Raw genomic sequence first — 23246 nt, forward strand, 5'->3', positions numbered from 1 at the left:
AGCCTCAGAAGACCGCCTTCGGCGCGTCTTCCTTCATCATCGCGGCGCGCACCATCGGGATCGGCGGACCGCCATACGACAGGAATTCGTCGTGGAACGCCTTCCACTTCGTCTTGTCGCCCGCCCCGCCGTTTTTGGCTGTCCAGTCCTCGCGCAACTTGCGGATCATCAGCTTGCCCATGGTGTAGTTGAGGTAGAGCGGGTCATAGGTTCCGCGCGCCGCCTGCTGCCGGGCGTTGCCCTCGTCCTGATAGCATTGCTCCTTGAACAGCTTTTCGGAGTCGGCGACGGTCATGCCCTTTGTGTGCAACCCAATCGCCGAAAGATAACGGCAATCGCGAAGCAGCGCGTTCGAAAGCTGCCCGATATGCGTTTCAGGGTCGCCGTTCCCCAGCCCGGCATCCCACATCATTTCTTCGGAATAGTGCGCCCACCCTTCAGCGAAGGCATAGCCGACGAACAGCTTGCCAAAGATGCTTGTCGCGCGGTTCGAGTGGAGGAAGTTCAGGAAGTGGCCCGGCCATACTTCATGCACCGACGTGAACATCAGATCCTTCTTGCCGGGCACGAAGTCGTTTTGGGTCTGCTTGTCCCAACTCGGATCGGGCGGCGAGATATAATAGACCGACGGCAGGCCCTTCTCATACGGTCCCGGGATATCGATGTAGGCGCTGTTCTGCCGGTTGTACGGGGGGGATTCCTCAACCTGCGCCTGCTCAGTGCCCGGAATCGAGACGAGATCCTTTTCGACCAGGAAAGCGCGGAGCGCGGGTAGCTGGCGCCGGGCCTCGGCCACCGGCCCGTCGGCAGGTTTGTCCGAGTTCATCTTCTTCATGCAGTCGTTGATCGACATGCCGGCGGCATAGGTGGCGCAAGCTGCCGTCAGCGCATCCCTATTACGCTTGAGATCCGCCTGACCGATCCGCTCCAACTCGTCCAGCGGCGTATCCACCCCTTCGTTGGTCAGGATCATCTTCGCGAACTTGTCAGCACCGAGGGCGTAGCCGTCAGGCGTACCGGGCTTTGATCCGATATAGGCCGCCAGGTCCTTGACAGCCGCTGCGGCCTTTGCCGCCGCGTCGTCGAACTGCTTCTGCAGCTCGGGGTCCTTTACCTCCGCAAAAGCCTTCTTGGCGTCACCGGTGTAATAATCGGCAAAGCCGCCAAAGCCGGCGGTCCCATATTTGACGAAGGTCGCGGGCAGCGGCAGCTTGATGTTCGCCTTGATCTGCTCAGTGGCTGCCGGGACTTTTTGGGCATAGGCGATAAACGCCTTCATCCGCGTCGTCGCATCGGCATAGGGTCGCGCGATGTAGACGTTGGGATCGAGCGCGCCGACATAATAGGCAGGATTCGTGTGCGGGAAATCGGCATCCTTCAGGAAGAAGAGCTGCCCCTGCGCAACATGCACCAGATAATCGCGCTCGAACTTCTCGGCATCGGTCATCTTCCCATCGAAAGCCTGAGCGTCAGCGATCGTCTTTTCAAGGAACGCGATCTGCTTTTGCAACCCTTCGGGGGACCAGTCAGGGAGCTGCCCGTCGAATTCATGTTTGCCCTGATAGACCGCGAAATTCGGATTGAGGGGGAAATAGCCGGCGAGGAAATTGTCACGGAACTCCGTCCAGGTCTTCGCGCCAGACCCCGCGACGGACGTGCCGTCCGATGCATTGCAGCCGGTCAGCACAAGCAGTGTCGCCGCCAGCGCTGCGCCGCCGAAACGGGCAAATTTACGTGTCATTCGATCATCTCCCTCAATCGATCGCGGGTTTCTGCCACCGCCTCTCCGCAATGGCATCCGATAATCGACGAACAACATACTCATGGCTCTGGACAGAAATGAAAAGCTGGATAGGGCGGGTCGCAATGGCGACGATACTCCCACCCGATGGCGAAGAGCCGGTGATGCCGGTCACCGAGTCCAGCGCCCCCTCACCGCTCAGCTTTCCCGACTATCGCTTTTATTGGGTGGCGCGCTTCACCGCGGTGATGGCGACGATCGCGATGGTCGTCGTGATCGGATACCAGCTCTACGATACCGCACGCACCGATTACCGGATGTCGATCGAGGCGGCGTCGCTCCAACTGGGGCTGCTGGGCCTGTTCCAGTTCGTCCCGCTCGCCGTGCTGACACCGGTCGCGGGATGGGCGGCCGACCGGTTCGAACGGCGCAGCGTCGCGATCTTTTCGAACCTGATCGATATCACCATCGCCACGACGCTCGGCTGGTTCACCTATTACGACGGGCTGACCCTTCCCCTGCTCTTCGGGCTCGCCGCCCTTCATGGAGTCGCGCGCGTTTTTTCCGGCCCAGCGATGAGTGCCATCGCGCCGAACATCGTTCCGCCCGCCGCCCTACCCCGTGCGATCGCGATGAGCAGCATCGCCTGGCAGTCCGCGTCGATCATCGGGCCGGCAGCTGGAGGGCTGATCTATGCCGCACATCCGACGTCGGTCTATATTTTCGCGGTCATCCTGCTTGCCTTTTCGGCCTATACAATCAGCCGGGTCCGACCGGTTCTGCCCCCGCCGGCTGAAGTCCGCGGCCATCCGCTTCGCGAAATGGTCGACGGACTACGCTTCGTTTGGATGGAACGCTTCCTGCTCGGGACGATCACGCTCGACCTGTTTGCGGTGATCCTGTCGGGGGCGACAGCGATGCTGCCCGTCTATGCCCGCGATATCCTGCATGTCGGTTCAGAGGGGCTGGGCCTCCTTCGCGCGGCGCCCGCGCTCGGTGCGGCCGTTGTAGCGCTTGGTCTTTCGATCCGCCCGATCGAACGCAATGTCGGGGTAAAGATGCTGTGGGCCGTCGCGGCGTTCGGGTTCGGCACGGTTGCCTTCGGCTATTCGACAAGCCTCATCCTCTCGCTGGTGTTGCTGGTCATCATGGGGGCAGCGGACATGTTCTCGGTCTTCGTCCGCGGCACGTTGATCCAGCTCAACACCCCCGACCACATGCGAGGCCGCGTCAGCGCCGCATCAGGCCTCGCGATTTCTGCGTCCAACGAGCTTGGCGAGATGCGAGCAGGGGCCATGGCGGCAGCACTTGGCCCCGTCAGCGCCGTCGTCTGGGGCGGCGCGGCGGCGGTCGGCGTCACCGCGCTCTGGGCCTGGCTATTTCCGGAGCTTCGCCGCGCAAAGACTTTCGAGCCGCAATTCAGGCAGGCCAGCTGACGCATTTCGGGGGCTACCGGGCCGGGCGAATTCGGCTCGTCGCAAGCTGCCTTCCTTTCGCCACAAAATGATTGTCAATTTTTTTAGTTGAGTTATTTCGATTCCACCCGTCACCACGGTTCCCCTTCCCTCCCTCCGATGGAGAACCCGACATGCACACCACGACAATCCACCACAAGATCCTGACTATTCCCGGCCTTTACAACAGCGGCCCGACGCATTGGCAAAGCCTGTGGGAGCATAAATTCAGCGATAGCGAGCGAGTCGACCTGGGCCGCTGGAGCGAACCCGACAAGGACGAGTGGACGCGCCGCATCGCCGACGCCATCGAAGCGGAGAGCGAGCCGGTGCTCGTCGCGGCTCACAGTCTCGGCTGCCATGCCTTTGCGCACTGGTTCGCCGCCGCAAGTACGGTAACGCGCGCGCGTGTCGCGGGCGCTCTGCTGGTCGCACCGCCCGACCTCACGCGCCTGCGCAACGAGCATCGCATCACGGGCTTTGCCGATACGCCCGGCTTCACGTCGCGGACACCGATGATCGTCGTCGCGAGCGATAACGACAGCTATGCCAAGACTGCATATGTCTGGCGTCTTTCGCGCCAGTGGGATGCCCGTTTCGTCAACGCCGGACCCTTTGGTCACATCAACGCGGATTCGGGCATCGGCGACTGGCCTTATGGACAGTATCTGCTCGCCTCGTTACAACCCGCGCCGCTGCCCGCCCTGGCCGACGAGACTCAGTGGCTGCGCGCCGGAGACTGGCCGAACCGTGTCCGCCTCGACCCACGGTTCGAATATAGAGAAAGAACTCATCGATCATGAAAGCCAATTCGATCCTCGACACCATCGGGAACACCCCGCACATTCGCGTGGCAAAGCTGTTCCCTGACGCCGAAGTGTGGGTGAAGTCGGAACGCGGCAATCCCGGCGGGTCGATCAAGGATCGGATCGGGCTCGCGATGATCGAGGCCGCCGAACGCGACGGCAGCCTCAGCGAAGGCGGAACCATCGTCGAGCCGACGTCGGGAAACACCGGCATCGGCCTGGCGATGGCGGCCGCAGTCAAGGGCTACAAGCTCGTTCTGGTCATGCCCGAAAGCATGTCGCTCGAACGCCGCCGATTGATGCTCGCTTACGGCGCGACCTTCGATCTGACGCCGCGCGAAAAGGGCATGAAGGGCGCGATCGAACGCGCGATCGAAATCGTCGAAACAACGCCCGGCGCGTGGATGCCGCAGCAGTTCGAAAATGAGGCGAATGTCGATGTCCACTTCCGGACGACCGGCCCCGAAATCCTCGCCGACTTCAAGGACACGCCCATCGACGTGCTGATCACGGGCGTCGGCACCGGCGGACACATTACGGGCGCCGCACAGTTTCTGAAGCAGCATTGGCCGAACCTCAAGGTTTTCGCGGTCGAGCCGACCCAGTCGCCGGTCATTTCGGGCGGCCAGCCTGGTCCCCACCCGATCCAGGGCATCGGGGCGGGCTTCATTCCGCGCAACCTCCACACCGATGTGCTGGACGGCGTGATCAAGGTCGAAGCCGCCGAAGCCAAGGATTTTGCACGACGCTCGGCTACGGAGGAGGGGATGCTCGTCGGGATATCGTCGGGCGCCACGCTTGCGGCCATTCATCAAAAGCTGGCCGAACTGCCGCCGGGAACCCGCGTGCTGGGCTTTAACTACGACACCGGCGAGCGTTATTTATCCGTTCCTGATTTCCTGCCCGAAATCTGATCTTTCGACATGCGCCCTGAAGGCGAACAGGCGATGCCGGTGCGGCGCGACTGGACGGGCTGGCTGTTCGTCCTGATCGCCGTCGCGGCAATCGTGGCCGTTCTGTCTCTGAGCGGCCGCACGGCCACCGGCCAATATGGTACGCGCGCGCACCCGGTCGCGCCACCGGCCGACGTCATCCCCGAAGTCCAGCCAATGGAACTCGCTCCGGTGACGGAGGCCGACGCAAAGGCGCAGAATGCCAAGATTCCGTTTGTCAAAAAGGGCTTCGTCGCCGCACGGCCCTTTATCTATGCCGGCAGCGGCGACGGCCGCGCCCGTGCGCGCGACTGCCTTGCGGCCGCGATGCTCTACGAAGCGGGCGACGATTCCAGGGGCCAGCAAGCCGTCGGACAAGTGGTCATCAACCGCGCGCGCCATCCCGCTTTCCCAAAGTCGATCTGCGGGGTGGTATTCCAGGGCTCCGTACGGACGACCGGATGCCAGTTCACTTTCACGTGCGACGGCGCGTTGAACCGCCGCTATTCCGACGCCGCGTGGGGCCGTGCGCAGGCGAATGCCGAAGCGATGCTGTCGGGAACGACTTACCCGGCAGTCGGTCTCGCGACACATTACCACACCGATTGGGTGCGCCCTTATTGGAGCGACAGCCTCGAAAAGATCGCCGCCGTCGACACGCACCTCTTTTTCCGCTGGCCGGGTTTCTGGGGAACCCCCGGCGCGTTTCGCGGCGCGGTGTCGGGGAATGACGCCGGGATCGCAAAGATGGCGACACTCTCACCCGCTCACGCGCTGGCCGTGGGCACGCTGCCCCCGCCCGGCCTGACCGGAGTCGATGCCAACGCGGCCGTCGGCGAAGCCAAGGTGGTGACGGGCGCCGGCGAAGCGGCGGGCCGCGACACGATTTATGTCGCGCTCGACCGCCGCGCCGCGCCCGAAAGTTTCGTGACGACGGCGCTGCGGCTGTGCGGCGACAAGCCCTATTGCAAGTTCATGGGCTGGACCAACCCGACGCTCAAGCCCGACAGTGACGCGATGAGCGACATGCAGCGCTCGGCGATGACCTTCTCCTACCTCCGCGACGACAAGGCGGGGTTCGAAAAGGCGCTATGGAACTGCACCGAGTACAAGCGGGACGACGCGCGCCAGTGCATGAAACGATAGCGGCAGTTAGCCGCGAGCGGACGCTCGCGGTGGAAAGTGGCGACCAAATCGTGACGGCCGCCCAACCGTCAGCTCTGGCCCTGCCACCTCCCCATGGCAGTGCCATAGGGAGGATCAAAGGTCACGACCGTCCGCTTATCCGTGCGGACGGATCAGATATTTCTCGCCGGTACGCTTGGCGTTGTAGGCGTTGGCGGTGTCGAGGCTCAGGGCTTCGGTCAGCGAGACTTCGTGGCTGTAGTGGCTCTTGAACGTCGTGGTCAGTTCATCGACGACGCGCTGGCGCATACGGCCGACGGTTTCCATGCCCGCCTTTTGCATGAAGGGCGTCAGAAGGAAGCCCGACAGCGACCAGGTGAGCCCAAAGCTGCGCGCAGAGAAAGTGGTGGGCGACAGGTCGAGCGCGCCATAGATATAGACCTGTTTGAAGGTGTCCGAGCCATAGCGGCTATAGGTCGTCATGCGCCGTACCGCGGCCGCCTCCATCGCAGTTAGTATCTGACCGGAAAGCTTACCGCCGCCGGTCGCATCAAAACCGATCGTGGCCCCGGTTTCGGCGATTGCATCGACCAGCCGGTCCATGAAATCGTCGGCGCTGCTATTGACGATATACTGCGCGCCGATGCCCTTCAGGATTTCGACCTGCGCGTCGCTGCGCACGATGTTGATGAGCGGAATGCCGTCCTTGGCGCAAATCTTGACCAGCATCTGGCCGAGGTTCGATGCGGCAGCGGAATGGATGATGGCGCTATGGCCTTCGGCCTTCATCGTCTCGGTAAACGCAAGGCTCGTGAGCGGGTTTACGAAGCACGACGCACCGTCGACCGGATCGGTGCCGTCGGGAAGTGGCATCGTCATTTGCACGGGCAGGCAGCGATATTCGGCGTACATCTCGCCACCCAGCAGCGCCACCGTCTTGCCGACCAGCGCCTGTGCCTCGGGCGAGGCGCCGGCCTTTACCACCACGCCGCAACCCTCGTTCCCGATGGCAAGGGCGTCGCCGATACGACCCCCCATCGCGCGCATGCCCGCCGGGGGCACGTCGGCGGTGATCATTGGCAAACCATCGCGCTCGCCGGCCCGCGCGGTCGACATATCCGCACCGCCGAACAACAGTCCGAGATCGGAGGGATTGATCGGAGTGGTGAGGACCTTCACCAGCACTTCGTGCGGCTTCGGATCGGGTATCGGGCGGCGCTCGAAATAGACCTCAAGCTGCCCCTCAGGCTTCACGAGAGTTACCATCACGATGTTGGTTTCAGGCAGGTCGGTCATTGTGCATCTCCCGGTGATCGGTTTTTCGATGCAACGGAATAGGCGGCGGCGAAACGACTGGCAACCTCCCCTGCCCTCCATTCCGGTGAAACCCGACAATCCGGTGACAGGGGAGATCTCGGTGCTTGGGGCCAGCGATCAGGCGGCCCGATAATCCGCGGCGAGGCGCAGGACCTGCGCCGCCAGTTCTTTCCGGCAGATGAGCAGATCGGGCAGATAGGGATTGGAGTTGTTGTACCGCAGTGGCGTCCCGTCCACGCGGCTGACGTGCATACCCGCAGCCTGGGCGACCGCGACGGGCGCGCAATTGTCCCATTCATACTGCCCGCCGGTGTGGAGATAGATATCGGCCTCGCCGCGCACGACCGCCATCGCTTTCGCGCCTGCCGACCCCATCGCGACAAGCTCTGCATCGAGCTTTCCGGCAACGAAAACCGCTTCGGCGGCAGGCCGCGTTCGGCTGACGAGCATTCTCAGCGGCTGGTTTGCGGAGCGCAACGGCAGCGGCTTGCCCGACGTCAGCGTGACGCCGAGGCCCGGAAGCGCCACGGCGCCGACCGAAGCGACCCCGTCGATCGCGAGAGCAACATGCACGGCCCAGTCGTCGCGGCCTTCGCCATATTCCCTCGTGCCATCCAGCGGATCAACGATCCAGACCCGGCGCTCGGCGCACCGTTCCGAGCTGTCTTTTTCCTCTTCGGAGAGCAGAGCGTCGCCCGGGCGCGTGGCGCGAAGTTCGCGGCACAGCATGGCGTTTGCCACCTGATCACCCGCTTGACCCAGCGCCCTGCCTTCAAGATCGCCTCGCAGGCGTAGGTCGAGCAGGATCGCGCCCGCTGCGGTAGCCAGCCGTTCGGCGAGCTGTTCGTCCGTTTCCCCCGCGACCATGCCTACCCCAACAAGCGATCGATGATCAGATTCGCCGCTGCATCGGGCGTCATCGCGGTCGTGTCGATCCGAATTTCGGGGCTCTCGGGCGCCTCATAAGGACTGTCAATGCCGGTGAAGTTCTTGAGCTGGCCCGCGCGCGCTTTCTTGTAAAGGCCCTTCACGTCCCGCTTCTCCGCCTCGGCAAGCGGCGTGTCGATGAAGATTTCGAGAAACTCGCCTTCAGGCAACATGCCGCGCACCATCTCGCGTTCGACGCGGAAGGGCGAAATGAAAGCGGTGATAATAATAAGGCCTGCATCGGTCATCAGCTTCGCGACTTCGCCGACGCGGCGGATATTTTCGATCCGGTCGGCCTCGGTAAATCCAAGGTCGCGGTTGAGCCCGTGGCGGACGTTGTCACCGTCGAGCAGGAAGCTGTGCCGGTTCATCCGATGCAGTTTCTTTTCGACAAGGTTGGCGATCGTCGATTTCCCCGAACCCGACAGGCCCGTGAACCAGAGCAGTGCGGGGCGCTGATTCTTCAGGTTCGCGCGCATGTCGCGGTCAATGTCGGTCGCCTGCCAATGCACATTTTGCGCGCGCCGCAGGCTGAAGTGCAGCATGCCGGCGGCGACGGTCGCGTTGGTGAGCTTGTCGATCATAATGAAACCGCCGAGCGTGCGGTTGTCGATATAGGGTTCGAACACGATCGGCTTGTCTGTCGAAAGCGCAACGACTCCGATGCCATTGAGGTCGAGCGTCTTTGCCGCAAGATGGTCGAGCGTATTGACGTTAATCTCGTACTTTGGCGCCTGCACCGTTGCCGAGACGCTCTGCGTCGCAAGCTTTAGCCAATAGGCGCGGCCAGGGATCATCGCATCATCGGCCATCCACACCAGAGTGGCCTCGAACTGATCCGCCACTTCGGGCGGCGCTTCCGCGGCGGCGATGACATCCCCGCGCGAGCAATCGACCTCGTCGGCAAACGTCAGCGTCACCGACTGCCCCGCCACCGCTTCGTCCAGATCGCCGTCGAGCGTCACGATGCGACTGACTGTTGTCGTCTTCCCGCTCGGCAGAACGCGCACAGGATCGCCGGGCTTGATCCGGCCACCCGCAAGCTGACCCGAGAAACCACGGAAATCGAGGTTGGGGCGGTTCACCCATTGCACGGGCATGCGGAAAGGCTTCGCTTCATCGACCGCGCTTCCGATCTCCACGACCTCCAGATGCTCGACCAGCGTCGGTCCCTTGAACCAGGGCGTATTCTCTGAAAGCGCCGTGATATTGTCGCCCTTGAAACCCGAGATGGGAATCGCGGTGAAACTGGTGATCCCGATCTCGTTCGCAAAGGCCCGATAGGCCAGCGTGATGCGGTCGAACACCGCCTTGTCATAGCCGACAAGATCCATCTTGTTTACCGCAAGCACGATATGACGGATGCCCAACAGATGCGCGAGAAAGCTGTGTCGGCGCGTTTGCGTCAATACACCCTTGCGCGCGTCGATCAGGATGACCGCAAGGTCTGCAGTCGAGGCACCCGTAACCATGTTGCGTGTATATTGCTCATGCCCCGGCGTGTCGGCGACGATGAACTTGCGCTTTTCGGTCGTGAAAAAGCGGTACGCGACGTCGATCGTGATCCCCTGCTCACGCTCGGCGGCGAGGCCGTCCACAAGGAGCGCGAAGTCGATCTCCTGGCCCTGCGTACCGACGCGCTTGCTGTCGGCTTCGAGCGCGGCGAGTTGGTCCTCGAAGATCATTTTCGAGTCATAGAGTAGCCGCCCGATCAGCGTCGATTTGCCGTCGTCGACGCTGCCGCAGGTGATGAAGCGCAGCAGCGATTTCTTCTCATGCCCCGCGAGATAGGCGTCGATGTCTTCTGCGATCAGCGCGTCTGTTACGTAGATAGGGGGATTCGGAGTATCCGGCATCAGAAATACCCCTCCTGCTTCTTCTTCTCCATCGACGCATCGCCGCCGTCCTTGTCGATGACCCGACCTTGCCGTTCGCTCGTGGTAGTCAGCAGCATTTCCTGAATCACCTCCGACAGGGTCGCCGCCTCGCTCTCGACCGCGCCGGTCAGCGGGTAGCAACCGAGCGTGCGGAAACGCACCGAGCGCTCCACCGGCACTTCTCCGGGAAGCAGTGGGAAGCGGTCATCATCGACCATAAGAATCAGACCATCGCGCTCCACAGTCGGGCGCGGTGCAGCAAAATACAGCGGTACGATCGGGATATTTTCGCGCGCGATATATTGCCAGATGTCGAGTTCTGTCCAATTCGAGATCGGGAAGACACGGATGCTTTCACCCTTGGCCTTCCTCGCGTTATAGAGGTTCCAGAGTTCGGGGCGCTGTTTCTTGGGATCCCAGCCATGGCTTGCGGTCCGAAAGGAGAAGATGCGCTCCTTCGCCCGGCTCTTTTCCTCGTCTCGCCGCGCACCACCGAACGCCACGTCGAAGGCGTGGAGGTCTAGGGCCTGTTTGAGACCTTCGGTCTTCCACATGTCGGTGTGCAAGGGGCCGTGGTCGAACGGATTAATCCCGCGTTCCTTCGCTTCGGGGTTCTGATGGACGAGCAACTCCATCCCGCTTTCTAAGGCCATGCGGTCGCGCAGTTCGTACATCGCCCGGAACTTCCATGTCGTATCGACATGAAGGAGCGGGAAAGGCGGCGGCGAGGGATAGAAGGCCTTGCGCGCAAGATGAAGCATGACCGCGCTGTCCTTGCCGACGCTATACAGCATCACCGGCCTGGCTGCATCGGCCATCACTTCGCGCATGATATGAATGCTCTCGGCCTCAAGCCGGTCGAGATGGGTCAGCGTATCGCTCATGTCCCGCCCTTGCCGTCGCTCGTGACGGTGAGCAAGCTGTATGGCCTTTCGCGGCGACAAGCCAGACTTGCAAGGTCAGCCATCGACCTTCGCCTCTTGCCAGTCGGCGGCGGCGCTGCGGATCGCGGACAGCGTGCGAGCGACGCGCTGCGCAATCTCCGGCTGCGCGATCCAGGCGGCATCGATCAGCAGACCGATCTCACGTCGAAAATCATAACCGCTGACCTTGATCGGAACGATGCCGTCAATGACAAGCGACATCGGCGCCGTCGTGATACCGACCCCTGCCGCAACCATGCGCAGGCACCGTTCGTCGCTTTCGCTGCGCAGCGCAAAGCGCGGACGCACGCGGTGGCGCGTGAAAAAACGGCTCGTCGCGTCAAGAAATTCGCATGACCGACGCGCGATCATCGTTTCGGCAGCCAGCGACTCCGGAGCGACCTCCCCCTGCCCCGCAAGCGGATGGTTCGCGGCCACGAACATGACTATCGGCTCTTCGTACAGCGGCACGGCATTGGCTTCATGCTCTCCCGGACGCAGCGGCACGATCGCGACATTAAGGCGTTCGCCGTGGATCGCGGCGCGAAGTTCGGAATCGCTGTTCTCGCTCACCTCCAGAGCAAAGTCGCGTGACAGCAAGGCCGCGATGGCTTGAAACAGTTCACCCGGCAGCGACCGGATCGTGCCCAGCTTGAGCACGGGACGGTCGCTTTCCTCGGTACGACCGAAACCGTCAGCGGCACGAAAACCGCGTTCGAGATCGCGCGCGATCGGCAGAAAGCGTCCGCCCGCCTCGGTAAGGCGAATCTGGCGGCGATTGCGAATGAAAAGGGGCGCACCCACCAGGCGTTCGAGGTCCGCGATGCCCGTCGACAACGCCGGCTGCGTGACACGAATTTGCTGGGCCGCCCGCGTGAAGCTGCCTGCATCGACGACGGCAAGGAACTGGCGGATGTGCGATCGCTTTATCATAAATTTTTCTTATGCTGAAACGCATGAAGTTTCAATTTTCATATAAACGCGCTTTGAGGCACAACGCCTGCATGTTCCGCCCCTGACCGAAGGGACCCTCATGCGCGCTACTCCCGATTTCGATTTCGCGCTCGGCGAAACCGCCGACATGATCCGCGAAACCACCGCCCGCTTCGCCGACGAACAGATCGCGCCGCTCGCCGCAAAGGCCGACGCAGAGGACTGGTTCCCGCGCGACGAATTGTGGATGCAGATGGGCGAGCTTGGCCTCCACGGCATCACCGTCGAGGAAGAGTTCGGCGGTCTTGGCCTTGGCTATCTCGAACATGTCATCGCGGTCGAGGAAGTCAGCCGCGCATCGGCCGCGATCGGCCTTTCCTATGGCGCGCACTCGAACCTGTGCGTCAACCAGATCCGCCGCTGGGGCAGTGCCGCGCAAAAGGCGAAATATCTCCCCAAGCTGATCAGCGGCGAACATGTCGGCAGCCTCGCGATGTCCGAAGCCGGTGCGGGCAGCGACGTCGTCTCGATGAAGCTGAAGGCCGAGAAGGTTCAGGGCGGTTATGTCCTCAACGGCACCAAATTCTGGATCACCAACGCCACATACGCGGATACGCTGGTCGTCTATGCAAAGACCAGCCCCGAAGCGGGATCGCGGGGGATAACCGCCTTCCTGATCGAAAAGGATATGCCGGGCTTTAGCATCGGGCAGAAGATCGACAAGGTCGGCATGCGCGGATCGCCGACTGCCGAGCTGGTCTTCACCGACTGCGAGATCAGCGAAGATCAAGTCATGGGCCCCGAGAATGGCGGCGTCGGTGTGCTGATGTCGGGACTGGACTATGAGCGCGTCGTGCTCGCCGGGCTTCAGCTCGGGATCATGCAGGCATGTCTCGACACGGTCATTCCCTATGTTCGCGAGCGCAAGCAATTCGGCAAGCCGATCGGCTCTTTCCAGCTTATGCAGGCGAAGGTCGCCGACATGTATGTGATGCTCCAATCGGCGCGCTCCTATGTCTACAACGTCGCCAAGGCCTGCGACGCGGGGCAGACGACGCGCTTCGACGCCGCAGGCTGCATCCTGCTCGCGAGCGAGAATGCGGTGAAGGTCGCAGGCGAAGCGATCCAGGCTTTGGGCGGCGCGGGCTATACCAAGGATTGGCCCGTCGAGCGTTATTGGCGCGACGCCAAGCTGCTCGACATCGGCGCCGGCACGAACGAAATCCGCCGCATGCTGATCGGCCGCGAACTGATCGGCGCCGGCGCGTGATCTGGCTCTGGCTGTCGGCGGCCTTCATGGCGACGACAGCCGTAGTTCATGGCGTTCTGGGTGAGCGGCGACTGATTCAGCCGCTGATGACACTCGACCAAGGCGTGATGAGCGTCGCTCTGGCGCGCAAAGTGTTTCGGCTGGCGTGGCATGCGCTTTCGCTGCTGATGCTCGTGTCGGCCGCGTCAGTAGTCTGGCCCGGCACGCCGCGCGATCTCGTCCTGCTGATCGGTGCCGCGTGGACAGCGACCGGATTGTTCGACGCCCTCTATACACGCGGAAAGCACATCGGCTGGCCGTTCCTGACCGCGTCGGGCATCTTCGCCGTCATCGGCGCGTTGGCTTGAGCATGCGCGGGCTCGTCCATCACATCGACCTGACGGTCACTGACAAGGAGCCGTCGCGCACCTTCTACGATGCCGTCCTCGGCTTCATGGGTTATCGGCGCGCGGCCGATTATGATCATGGCAGCGATTGGGACCGCGAAGGCGAACCGTTCCATTCGATCGGCATTCTTGAAGCGCGCGGCGATGGCGCAGCACGCACGCATGATCGTTATTCGCCGGGCCTGCATCATCTCGCCTGGACGGCCGAGAGTCGCGAGGATGTCGACGCACTTCACGACTTGCTGCACAGCATCGGCGCGACCGTGCTCGATCCGCCCGCCGATTACCCATGCTATGGTCCGACCTATTATGCCGTCTTCTTCGCCGATCCCGACGGACTGAAACTCGAGTTCGTGTTCGGGGCCACGGGCTCATGAGCCAGACGCTGCTCGACACACTGCAATATTATGGTGCCGCCGCCGCGACGCTCGCTGCATTATTGGTGTCGCTCAACCTAGGCGAACGATGGAATGGCTGGGCGTTCGTGATCTTCGTCACGAGCAGCCTCGCGCTGATCGCATGGGGGTTCCTGCAGCCCGACAGCGAGGGTATCGGCTGGCAGAATGTCGCGCTGCTCTGCATCAACCTCGTCGGCGTCTATAGCCATCTGATCCGCAAGAAGGCCCCGTCCTCCGCCAAGGAGGAGGCATGATACAGTCGCTTGCCTTTCTGCTGACAGCCGCCGCATTATGCCTTGGTGCATGCGGAAAGGGCGTCGAGGCGGAAGAGTTTCAGCTCGACGGCGCAAATTACCGGACCGCGCAGCAAAAGCTGGCGCACGGCAAGCGTCTGGCCGTGCTGCTCGGGTGTGAGTCATGCCACGGTTCCACGATGCAGGGCACGAACGTCTCCGCCGACGAGCCCGAGATGGGCGAGATGAACGCCCCGAATCTCAGCCTGCTGATGCCGCGCTACACAGATGCCGAGTTCGAGCACGCGCTGCGCAAGGGCGTGCCGAAGGACGGGCGCGAATTCTGGTTTATGCCGTCAGAGGGTCTGCAATTTCTCGGCGATGCCGACATGGCGGCGTTGATCGCCTACCTCCGGACCATACCTCCCGGCGGGAAGCCTATGCCTCCGTTAAGGAAGGGAGCGCTCTTCTTTCATCTGATCGATACCGGCGAGATGCGTCCGGCTCCGGAGATCGCCGAACGCTTCCGGAAAGAACAGCCGGCTGATATTGGATCGCAGCATCGCTACGGCCGCTATATCGCGATGCTGGTCTGCTCCGAATGCCACAACTCGAGATTGCAGGGCTATGTCGACTTCACGCCTGATCTCGACATCGCGGGCGCCTATAGCGCCGAGCAGCTCGAACAGCTGCTGGTGACGGGCAAGGGCATCACGTCGCGCGACCTTGGCATGATGGGAGACACCGTGCGCGCCCGGCTCAACCGTTTGACGCCGCACGAACGTGGGGCCCTGATCGGCTATCTCAAAGCGCGGGCGGAGCGACCGCAATGAACGGCCGCCCCGTTTCCCTGTCAGCCCCAGACGCGCACCCGCTTGTCGGGCGCGAGGTAGAGCTTGTCGCCTTCCTTGATGTCGAACGCCTTGTACCAGGCATCGAGATTGCGGACGGTCAGCGCGCGGTACATGCCCGGTGCGTGTCCGTCGGTCGCGACGCGCGCGCGCAGCGCCTCGTCCCGCATCTTCGTCGCCCAGGTCTGAGCATAAGCGATGAAGAAGCGCTGATCGCCGGTAAAGCCGTCGATGACGGGAGCCTCCTTGCCGTTCAGCGACGCCCGATAGGCATCATAAGCGGCCTGCAGGCCGGCGACATCGGCAATATTTTCGCCCAGCGTAAGCTTGCCGTTGAGCGCAAGATCGGGGAACGGCTTGTATCCATCATATTGCGCCGCCAGCGCGGCGCCCGCCGCGTTGAACTTGGCAAGGTCCGCCGCGGTCCACCAGTTGCGCAGCGCGCCGGTGGAATCAAAGGCCGCCCCATTGTTGTCGAAGCTATGGCTGATCTCGTGGCCGATCACGGCGCCGATCGCGCCATAATTGTAAGCCGGGTCGGCCTTGGCATTGAAGAAAGGCGGCTGGAGGATCGCAGCCGGAAAGTTCAGCGCGTTCTGCACCGGCAGGTTGACCGCGTTGACCGTCTGCGGCGTCATCCACCATTCGGCCTTGTCCATCGGCTTGCCGATCTTGGCGAGCTGGTGCGCATACTCGGCCTTCTGCCCGGCGACCTCGTTCGCATAGGCATTGTCGGCGCTGACGGTGTAGCTGCCATAGTCACGCCAGCTTTCGGGATACCCGACGCCGACAACGATCGTCTCGACCTTCTTGATCGCTTCCTTCTTGGTTTCGGGCGCCATCCAGTCGATCGTTTCGACGCGCTTGGCAAAGGCGGCCTTGATCCCCTTCACCATGTCGCCAACCTCGGCCTTCGCCGACGCCGGGAAGTATTTTTCGGCATAGACGCGGCCGACCGCATCGCCGAGGTCGGTGTTCAGCGCATCGAGCGCGCGCTTGTCGCGGCTGCGCTGTTCCGGTGTGCCCGAAAGCGTCGTGCCGTAAAAGGCGAAGTGCGCATTATCGAGCGCGGTCGGCAACACGTCGGTGTGACTGTTGATCTGATGAAACACCAGCCAGTCCTTCCACGCATCGAGCGGCTCCGATGTCACAAGGGCCGACAGGCCGGTGATCGCGCCCGCATGGTACGCGCCGAACTTGCTCGCTTTGTCGAGGCCCGCCGCCGCGAAATACGCATCCCAGTCGATGCCGGGTGCCTTTTTCGCGAAATCGGCCTTCTCCCATACGCCTGCCGACTTGGTGAAATCCTCGCTCGCTTCGCGGTTCGCATGCGCCTTGGCGATCTTCATCTCGAGCTCGAAGACGCGTCCCGCCTTCACGTCGGCATCGGCAATGCCCGCCTCGGTCAGCAGTTTTGCGATATAGCTCTTATAGGCGGTGCGGATGCTCGCCATCTTGGGGTCGGCCGAGAGGTAATATTCACGCTCGGGCATGCCGAGTCCGCCCTGCAGCACATAGGGGATGACCTCCCCCGGGGTCGCGAGACCCTGCGTCACGAAGATGCCGAACAGGTTCTCGGTTTCGAAATCGGTCGCGTTGAGGGGGTCGACGTCGGCGCGAGTTTGTTCGCCAAGGACCTTCGACAGCGAGGCCTTGTCGGTGATCGCGGCAAAGCGCGCGAGGTCGGCTGCGACCGGCTTCAGACCGGCGGCGTCGATCGCCTTGGTGTTGGTATAGGCCTTGTAGAATGCCGCGATGCGGCCGTCGTCGGTCTTGGGATCGCCGCCGCTCTTCACGATGGCGTCGACCAGTTCGCGCGTGCGCTTCTCGGTCTCGAGAAAGGCGATGTAGAAAGCACCGATCGACGATCGGTCGGCGGGAATCGCGGTCGTCTTTTGCCAGTTGCCGTTGGAATAGGCGTAAAAATCGTCGCCCGGCTTGACCGCCGTATCCATTGCGGTCTTGCTGATGCCGAGCTCGGTCCCGACAGTATAGGCGGCGCTTTCCTGGCCGCCCTTCGAACAGGCAACGGGGCCGGCGACAATCGCCGCGGTCGAAAGCAGGATGGCAAAGACGGCTTTTTTCATCGGAAGAACCTTGTGTTTAAGGGGGCACGCAGCGAGCATAGGCCTGTGACGAAATGGTTTCAATGCCAGCCAGTTTCGGCGTGCGGTCCTTGTCCGTCGACAAGCGGCGGAGTAATTCGGCATGCCGGCAGAGGAGAGAATGCGACGTGAGCGCACCAGTATTGGGAACGATGGTCAACACCGACAGCGACGTGTTTCGCGCAAATGCTGCGCACAATCGCGCGCTGCGCGACGAGCTTTATGCCCGCGTCGCCACGGCCGCACGCGGCGGCAGCGAGAAGTCGCGCGAGCGGCACACGAGCCGTGGCAAGCTGTTGCCGCGCGAGCGGGTTGAACGATTGCTCGATCCGGGATCGCCCTTTCTCGAAATCGGCCAACTCGCCGCGTGCGATATGTATGAAGGCGATATCCCGGGCGCGGGGATGATCGCGGGCATCGGCCGCGTGTCGGGGCGACAGGCGATGATCGTCTGCAACGACGCGACGGTCAAGGGCGGCACTTACTATCCCATGACCGTGAAAAAGCATCTCCGCGCGCAGGAGATTGCCGAGGCGAACCGCCTGCCCTGCGTCTATCTGGTCGATAGCGGCGGCGCCAATCTGCCGCATCAGGATCAGGTCTTTCCCGACCGCGACCATTTCGGCCGCATCTTTTTCAATCAGGCGAATATGAGCGCGAAGCGCATCCCGCAAATCGCCTGCGTCATGGGAAGCTGTACTGCGGGTGGCGCTTACGTCCCCGCAATGTCCGACGAGACGGTGATCGTGCGGGGTCAGGGCACGATCTTTCTCGCCGGTCCGCCGCTGGTGAAGGCCGCGACGGGCGAGGAGATCAGCGCCGAGGATCTGGGCGGCGGCGATCTCCATGCCAAGAAATCGGGCGTCGTCGATCACCTGGCCGAGAATGATGAACATGCGCTGACGATCGTCCGCGACATCGTCTCGACCTTTGGCGTCAACGACGGGTTCGAGGTGGCGATGAAGGACCCGCGCCCGCCCAAATATGATGCCGAGGAGCTGTACGGCATCGTCCCGCAGGACGTGCGCGCGCCCTATGACGTGCATGAGGTGATCGCGCGGATCGTCGACGGCAGCGAGTTTCACGAATTCAAGGCGAACTACGGCAGCACGCTCGTCTGCGGCTTCGCGCATATCTGGGGCATCCCGGTCGCGATCCTCGCGAACAACGGCGTGCTGTTCAGCGAAAGCGCGGTGAAGGGCGCGCATTTCATCGAACTGGCGCAGCAGCGGCGCATCCCCCTGCTCTTCCTCCAGAATATCAGCGGCTTCATGGTCGGCGGCAAATATGAGGCCGAAGGGATTGCCAAGCATGGCGCGAAGCTGGTCACGGCGGTGGCGACGGCCACGGTGCCGAAGATCACCGTGCTGATCGGCGGCAGTTTTGGCGCGGGCAATTACGGCATGTGCGGGCGGGCTTACAGCCCACGCTTCCTGTTCAGCTGGCCGAACAGCCGGATCAGCGTGATGGGCGGTGAGCAGGCGGCGTCGGTGCTGGCAACGGTCCACCGCGACGCCGACAAATGGACGCCTGAAGAGGCCGAGGCCTTCAAGGCGCCGATCCGCCAGAAATATGAGGACGAGGGCAATCCCTATCACGCCACCGCGCGGATGTGGGACGATGGCATCATCGATCCTGCACAGACCCGCGACGTGCTCGGCCTCGCCTTTTCCGCAACGCTGAACGCCCCGGTCGAAGACCGCGGGTTCGGCGTGTTCAGGATGTAATGACGATGATCCAATCCCTCCTCATCGCCAATCGTGGCGAAATCGCCTGCCGCATCATCCGCACCGCGCGCGAGATGGGCATCAGGACCGTTGCGGTCTATTCGGACGCCGACGCCAAGGCGCTGCATGTGCGCGAGGCCGATGAGGCCGTGCATATCGGGCCGTCGCCAGCGCGCGAGAGCTATCTGATCGGCGAGAAGATCATTGCCGCCGCGAAGGCGACCGGGGCCGAGGCGATCCATCCGGGTTATGGCTTCCTCTCCGAAAATGCCGAGTTTGCGCAAGACGTCGCCGATGCCGGGCTCGTCTGGGTCGGGCCGAAGCCCTCGTCGATCACCGCGATGGGGCTGAAGGACGCCGCGAAGAAGCTGATGGCCGAAGCCGGGGTGCCGGTGACGCCCGGTTATATGAGCGAAAATCAGGACCCAGCCTACCTCGCCGAGCAGGCCGCGCAGATCGGCTATCCCGTGCTGATCAAGGCGGTTGCGGGCGGCGGCGGCAAGGGGATGCGCAAGGTCGACGCCGCGGCGGACTTTGCCGACGCGCTCGCCTCGTGCCAGCGCGAGGCGGCGGCCTCGTTCGGCAACGACCATGTGCTGATCGAGAAATATATCCTGACCCCGCGCCATATCGAGGTGCAGGTGTTCGGCGATACGCACGGCAATGTCGTCCACCTGTTCGAGCGCGACTGTTCGTTGCAGCGCCGCCACCAGAAGGTGATCGAGGAAGCCCCCGCCCCCGGCATGGACGAAGCGACCCGCGCCGACCTCTGCGCCGCCGCCGTGCGCGCCGCGAAGGCGGTCGACTATGTCGGCGCCGGGACGATCGAGTTCATCGCCGACGCGAGCGAGGGCCTGCGCGCCGACCGCATCTGGTTCATGGAAATGAATACGCGCCTGCAGGTCGAACATCCGGTGACGGAGGAGATCACCGGCGTCGATCTGGTCGAATGGCAGCTTCGCGTCGCGAGCGGCGAACGCATCCCGCTGACGCAGGAGCAACTGGCGATCAACGGCTGGGCGATGGAGGCGCGGCTCTATGCCGAAGATCCCGCCAAGGGCTTCCTGCCCTCGATCGGGATGCTGGAGCTCTTCCAGCTTCCCGAGCATATCGGCCGCATCGACACTGGCGTCTATGAGGGGGCCGAGGTCTCGCCCTTCTATGACCCGATGATCGCCAAGGTCATCGCCTATGGCGAGGATCGCGAGGAAGCGCGCGCGATGCTGTCGGAGATGCTGGAGGACAGCGCGATCTGGCCGGTAAAGACCAATTCGGCCTTCCTGATCGCCGCGCTGGACCACCCCGATTTCGTCGCGGGCACCGTCGATACCGGCCTGATCGGGCGCGACGGCGACAGCATGACCGCCGAGCCGATGCCGACCGAAGCCGCGCTGACCAACGCCGCGATGGCGATGGTGCCGCGATCGCTGCAGTCGGGCTTCCGCCTCAACGCGCCCGACGTGCGCACGGCGCCCTTCCTGCTCGACGGCAAGCGTGTCGACGTGACGCTGCATGGCCCCGGTGCCGAGGAACCCGCACCCGCAATGCTCGTCGCGGAAAGCGGAGCGGTGTGGCAAATGACACCGTGGCGCGCGGTGGGCGGCACCGGCGCCGGTGCGAGCGATGGCGCGATTCTGTCGCCGATGCCAGGCAAGATCATCGCAGTCGATGTCGCCGCGGGCGACAAGGTCGCGAAGGGCCAAAAGCTGCTCACGCTCGAGGCGATGAAGATGGAGCATAGCTTGACAGCGCCGTTCGACGGGATCGTCGCCGAACTCAACGCGACTGCCGGAGCGCAGGTGCAGGTAGAGGCGTTGCTGGTGAAGATCGAGGCGGGAGAGGGCTGATGGCGGGCAGGTTTTTCGAAGACTGGCAGATCGGCGACACGATCAGCCACGAAATTCGCCGGACGGTGACGGAAACCGACAACCTCCTCTTCACCACGATGACGCATAATCCGCAGCCACTGCATCTCGACATCGAAGCTGCGAAAGCTTCCGAATTTGGGCAGATACTGGTCAACGGCACCTTCACCTTCAGCCTGATGGTCGGGCTGTCGGTCGGCGACACGACGCTCGGCACGCTCGTCGCGAACCTCGGTTATGACAAGCTTGTGATGCCGAAACCGGTTTTCATCGGCGACACGTTGCGCGCCGAGACGGAAATCATGGCCTTGAAGGAGTCGAAGTCCCGGCCCGGATCGGGGATCGTCACCTTCCTCCATCGCTGTATCAACCAGCGGGACGAGGTCGTATGCCAGTGCGAGAGGGCGGCCTTGATCAAGGGAAAGTCCAGCTGATGCGCCTCCGTTCGCTCCTTTTCGTCCCCGGCGACCGCCCCGAACGCTTCGCCAAGGCCGCCGGGTCCGGTGCCGATGCGATCATTCTCGATCTTGAGGATTCGGTGTCGTTGGCGAACAAGGACGCGGCACGCCGCGCGATTGCGGACTATCTTTCCGGTACGCGCGAGGTGATCACGCTCGTCCGTGTCAATCCGCTCGACGGCCACATGACCGCCGCCGATGTTGCCGCGATCGCGGGAGCGCGGCCCGACGCGATCATGCTGCCCAAGGCCGAAGGGGCGCCGAGTATCCAGCAACTCGACACGATCCTGCGCAGCGAATCCGCACGCGACGTGTCCCTGCCGCCGATCCTGCCGATCGCAACCGAAACGCCTGCCGCGATTTTCACGCTAGGCAGCTACCGGGAGGTCAAGGACCGGCTGGTTGGGCTGACCTGGGGCGCGGAAGATCTTCCTGCCGCGATTGGCGCGACGACGAGCCGGCAAGCGGACGGCAGCTATACCTCGCCCTATGAAGTTGCGCGCGCGCTGACCCTGTTCGCCGCACACAGCGCCGGAGTCGCAGCCGTCGATACGGTCTTCCCGGCCATAAAGGACGAGGTGGGGCTTGGCGCCTATGCGGGGCGCGCGCGGCGCGACGGGTTCACCGGCATGATGGCAATCCACCCGTCGCAAGTCGCACCGATCAATGCCGCCTTCACGCCCGCGGCCGACGAGGTCGTCCGCGCCCAGGCGATCGTCGATGCCTTCGCCGCGAATCCGGGCGTCGGCGTGTTGCAGGTGGACGGCAAGATGGTCGACGCCCCGCATCTCAAGCAGGCGCAGCACATCCTTTCGCTGGCGGATTGAAGACAGTCCCTCTTTTTTCCAGTTCCTGCCCGCCCTGCTCTGCCCGACCGCGGGTCAGGTGGCGCTGCACGCTGGTCCGCGCAGCCAGCGCTGCGTCTCGTGGCTGCGGAACCGTACCATGCCCTGACTTGTCTGCATGGTGACGACATTGTCGAATTCCATGCTGGTGGACGTATAGGTTCCACGGACCGTCACCTGCAGGTTGCCGTTCGGATCGCCGGCGATCTTGCAATTGAGATAGCCGCTGATGCGGCCGCCATTCATCTTGAACGACCCGATCGTGCATTGCGACTTTCGTCCGGGGTCGAACAATTCGACGTCGGGCCGGGCCGCTACTTTCGCCGCAATGCAGTCTTCGGGGTCCGGGTCGTTTTCCAGCAACGCCTTGAACTGCTTTTCATATTCGGGCGCGATCTCCTCGGGAAAAAGAATCTGCACGACCTCGCGTCTACTTGTCCAGACGCCCGGCTGAATTGGATTGTCCGCGACATCCGCCTGCGCCTCCGCGTTGCCGGCGCCCTGCCCCAACGCCCACCAGATGCCGCCGCCCGCCACCACCAGAAGCGCGGTGCCGCCCAGGATCACCCACCGGTTCCTGAACACCGAAGCCGAAGAAGGCGCGGTCGCCGGCGCGATATGGCGCGCCGGTTCGACGGTGCCCGTCATCGCGGTCACGATCTTGTTGACCGCCTGTTCCTCGCCCACGAACCAGTCGATCCACTGATAGTCCTTGAGCCAATATGCCAACCCCTGCGCCGCGACATCCTCCAGCCTCACCGGCAGGATCGCCTTGTTGCCGTCCTCGCCCAACATCAATTCCCGTTTGACGTGGCGCGACTGGTCGGATTGCGCGCAGAACAGCAAAATGATCGCGTCGGATCGCGCTATCTGGTCAAGGATGGCCTGGTCGAAAGCCGTACCAGCGGCAATATCGTCGGGCGCGAGCCAGCCATCGATGCCGTGCTCGGCGAGCATGATCTTCAGCCGCCGTGCAATGGCGACTTGCGAGCTGTGATGGCTGATGAAGGCGGAAAACCGCCTTGGTGCGATGGGTGAAGGTCCGGCGTCCGTCATCGCCGATCATCATATGG

The 23246-nt window shown here is 63.0% G+C and carries 21 protein-coding genes; 13 read left to right on the forward strand and 8 right to left on the reverse strand.

Annotated features, from left to right (window positions below; all coding sequences use genetic code 11):
• Positions 1-4 precede the first annotated feature (4 nt).
• Positions 5-1741 (reverse strand): DUF885 domain-containing protein, encoded by a 1737-nt coding sequence (locus JNM03_RS13640; protein ID WP_294037374.1) that lies wholly within the window; start codon positions 1739-1741, stop codon positions 5-7.
• 125 nt (positions 1742-1866) lie between these two features.
• Between JNM03_RS13640 and JNM03_RS13645 the strand changes: the two genes are divergently transcribed.
• From JNM03_RS13645 to JNM03_RS13660, 4 genes are all read left to right on the forward strand, one after another.
• Positions 1867-3177 carry an MFS transporter gene (locus tag JNM03_RS13645; RefSeq protein WP_294037376.1) on the forward strand — a complete coding sequence of 437 codons (1311 nt, stop codon included), beginning with the start codon at positions 1867-1869 and terminating at the stop codon, positions 3175-3177.
• Between the two features lie 152 nt (positions 3178-3329).
• Positions 3330-3998, forward strand: a complete 669-nt coding sequence (locus tag JNM03_RS13650; protein WP_294037378.1) for an alpha/beta hydrolase — start codon at positions 3330-3332, stop codon at positions 3996-3998.
• A complete protein-coding gene (cysK, locus tag JNM03_RS13655) occupies positions 3995-4915 on the forward strand; it encodes a cysteine synthase A (protein WP_294037380.1) in 921 nt (306 codons plus the stop codon). The genes JNM03_RS13650 and cysK overlap by 4 nt, the downstream gene beginning before the upstream one ends.
• Positions 4916-4924: 9 nt before the next feature.
• Positions 4925-6079 (forward strand): cell wall hydrolase, encoded by a 1155-nt coding sequence (locus JNM03_RS13660; protein WP_294037382.1) that lies wholly within the window; start codon positions 4925-4927, stop codon positions 6077-6079.
• A gap of 135 nt (positions 6080-6214) precedes the next feature.
• On the opposite strand, the gene JNM03_RS13665 is transcribed toward JNM03_RS13660, so the two are convergent.
• The 5 genes from JNM03_RS13665 to JNM03_RS13685 all read right to left on the reverse strand — a co-directional run bounded on the left by JNM03_RS13665 (position 6215) and on the right by JNM03_RS13685 (position 12035).
• On the reverse strand, positions 6215-7354 hold the full coding sequence (locus tag JNM03_RS13665) for a zinc-binding dehydrogenase (RefSeq protein ID WP_294037384.1): 1140 nt from the start codon (positions 7352-7354) through the stop codon (positions 6215-6217).
• Between the two features lie 138 nt (positions 7355-7492).
• Positions 7493-8242 carry a 3'(2'),5'-bisphosphate nucleotidase CysQ gene (locus JNM03_RS13670; protein WP_294037386.1) on the reverse strand — a complete coding sequence of 250 codons (750 nt, stop codon included), beginning with the start codon at positions 8240-8242 and terminating at the stop codon, positions 7493-7495.
• A gap of 2 nt (positions 8243-8244) precedes the next feature.
• Positions 8245-10158, reverse strand: a complete 1914-nt coding sequence (gene cysN / locus JNM03_RS13675; RefSeq protein ID WP_294037388.1) for a sulfate adenylyltransferase subunit CysN — start codon at positions 10156-10158, stop codon at positions 8245-8247.
• The gene (gene cysD / locus JNM03_RS13680) at positions 10158-11105 is read right to left on the reverse strand and encodes a sulfate adenylyltransferase subunit CysD (RefSeq protein WP_294037965.1); all 948 of its coding nucleotides are present in this window, start codon (positions 11103-11105) and stop codon (positions 10158-10160) included. Before cysD ends, cysN begins: the two co-directional genes overlap by 1 nt.
• 33 nt (positions 11106-11138) lie before the next feature.
• Entirely contained in the window at positions 11139-12035 is an 897-nt protein-coding gene (locus JNM03_RS13685; protein WP_294037389.1) for a LysR family transcriptional regulator, read from the reverse strand.
• A 100-nt stretch (positions 12036-12135) separates the two neighbouring features.
• Between JNM03_RS13685 and JNM03_RS13690 the strand changes: the two genes are divergently transcribed.
• Genes JNM03_RS13690 through JNM03_RS13710 form a run of 5 tightly spaced genes read left to right on the forward strand, consistent with a single transcriptional unit; the run spans position 12136 to position 15155 of the window.
• On the forward strand, positions 12136-13305 hold the full coding sequence (locus tag JNM03_RS13690; RefSeq protein ID WP_294037391.1) for an isovaleryl-CoA dehydrogenase: 1170 nt from the start codon (positions 12136-12138) through the stop codon (positions 13303-13305).
• Positions 13302-13652 (forward strand): hypothetical protein, encoded by a 351-nt coding sequence (locus JNM03_RS13695; protein ID WP_294037393.1) that lies wholly within the window; start codon positions 13302-13304, stop codon positions 13650-13652. The genes JNM03_RS13690 and JNM03_RS13695 overlap by 4 nt, the downstream gene beginning before the upstream one ends.
• 2 nt (positions 13653-13654) lie before the next feature.
• Entirely contained in the window at positions 13655-14068 is a 414-nt protein-coding gene (locus JNM03_RS13700) for a VOC family protein (protein WP_294037395.1), read from the forward strand.
• Positions 14065-14343 carry a hypothetical protein gene (locus JNM03_RS13705; RefSeq protein ID WP_294037397.1) on the forward strand — a complete coding sequence of 93 codons (279 nt, stop codon included), beginning with the start codon at positions 14065-14067 and terminating at the stop codon, positions 14341-14343. Before JNM03_RS13700 ends, JNM03_RS13705 begins: the two co-directional genes overlap by 4 nt.
• Positions 14340-15155 (forward strand): cytochrome c, encoded by an 816-nt coding sequence (locus JNM03_RS13710; protein WP_294037398.1) that lies wholly within the window; start codon positions 14340-14342, stop codon positions 15153-15155. The genes JNM03_RS13705 and JNM03_RS13710 overlap by 4 nt, the downstream gene beginning before the upstream one ends.
• A 20-nt stretch (positions 15156-15175) precedes the next feature.
• On the opposite strand, the gene JNM03_RS13715 is transcribed toward JNM03_RS13710, so the two are convergent.
• Positions 15176-17260 (reverse strand): M13 family metallopeptidase, encoded by a 2085-nt coding sequence (locus tag JNM03_RS13715; RefSeq protein ID WP_294037400.1) that lies wholly within the window; start codon positions 17258-17260, stop codon positions 15176-15178.
• 146 nt (positions 17261-17406) lie between these two features.
• Between JNM03_RS13715 and JNM03_RS13720 the strand changes: the two genes are divergently transcribed.
• Genes JNM03_RS13720 through JNM03_RS13735 form a run of 4 tightly spaced genes read left to right on the forward strand, consistent with a single transcriptional unit; the run spans position 17407 to position 22155 of the window.
• A complete protein-coding gene (locus tag JNM03_RS13720) occupies positions 17407-19005 on the forward strand; it encodes a carboxyl transferase domain-containing protein (protein WP_294037402.1) in 1599 nt (532 codons plus the stop codon).
• Between the two features lie 5 nt (positions 19006-19010).
• Positions 19011-20852 carry an acetyl/propionyl/methylcrotonyl-CoA carboxylase subunit alpha gene (locus tag JNM03_RS13725; protein WP_294037403.1) on the forward strand — a complete coding sequence of 614 codons (1842 nt, stop codon included), beginning with the start codon at positions 19011-19013 and terminating at the stop codon, positions 20850-20852.
• Positions 20852-21304, forward strand: a complete 453-nt coding sequence (locus JNM03_RS13730; protein ID WP_294037405.1) for a MaoC family dehydratase — start codon at positions 20852-20854, stop codon at positions 21302-21304. Before JNM03_RS13725 ends, JNM03_RS13730 begins: the two co-directional genes overlap by 1 nt.
• Complete coding sequence (locus JNM03_RS13735) at positions 21304-22155, forward strand: CoA ester lyase (RefSeq protein WP_294037406.1); 852 nt, start codon at positions 21304-21306, stop codon at positions 22153-22155. The genes JNM03_RS13730 and JNM03_RS13735 overlap by 1 nt, the downstream gene beginning before the upstream one ends.
• A gap of 54 nt (positions 22156-22209) precedes the next feature.
• On the opposite strand, the gene JNM03_RS13740 is transcribed toward JNM03_RS13735, so the two are convergent.
• The gene (locus JNM03_RS13740; RefSeq protein WP_294037407.1) at positions 22210-23229 is read right to left on the reverse strand and encodes a TIR domain-containing protein; all 1020 of its coding nucleotides are present in this window, start codon (positions 23227-23229) and stop codon (positions 22210-22212) included.
• Between the last annotated feature and the right edge of the window lie 17 nt (positions 23230-23246).

This window comes from Sphingopyxis sp. (genome assembly GCF_016793825.1).
Lineage (GTDB): Bacteria > Pseudomonadota > Alphaproteobacteria > Sphingomonadales > Sphingomonadaceae > Sphingopyxis.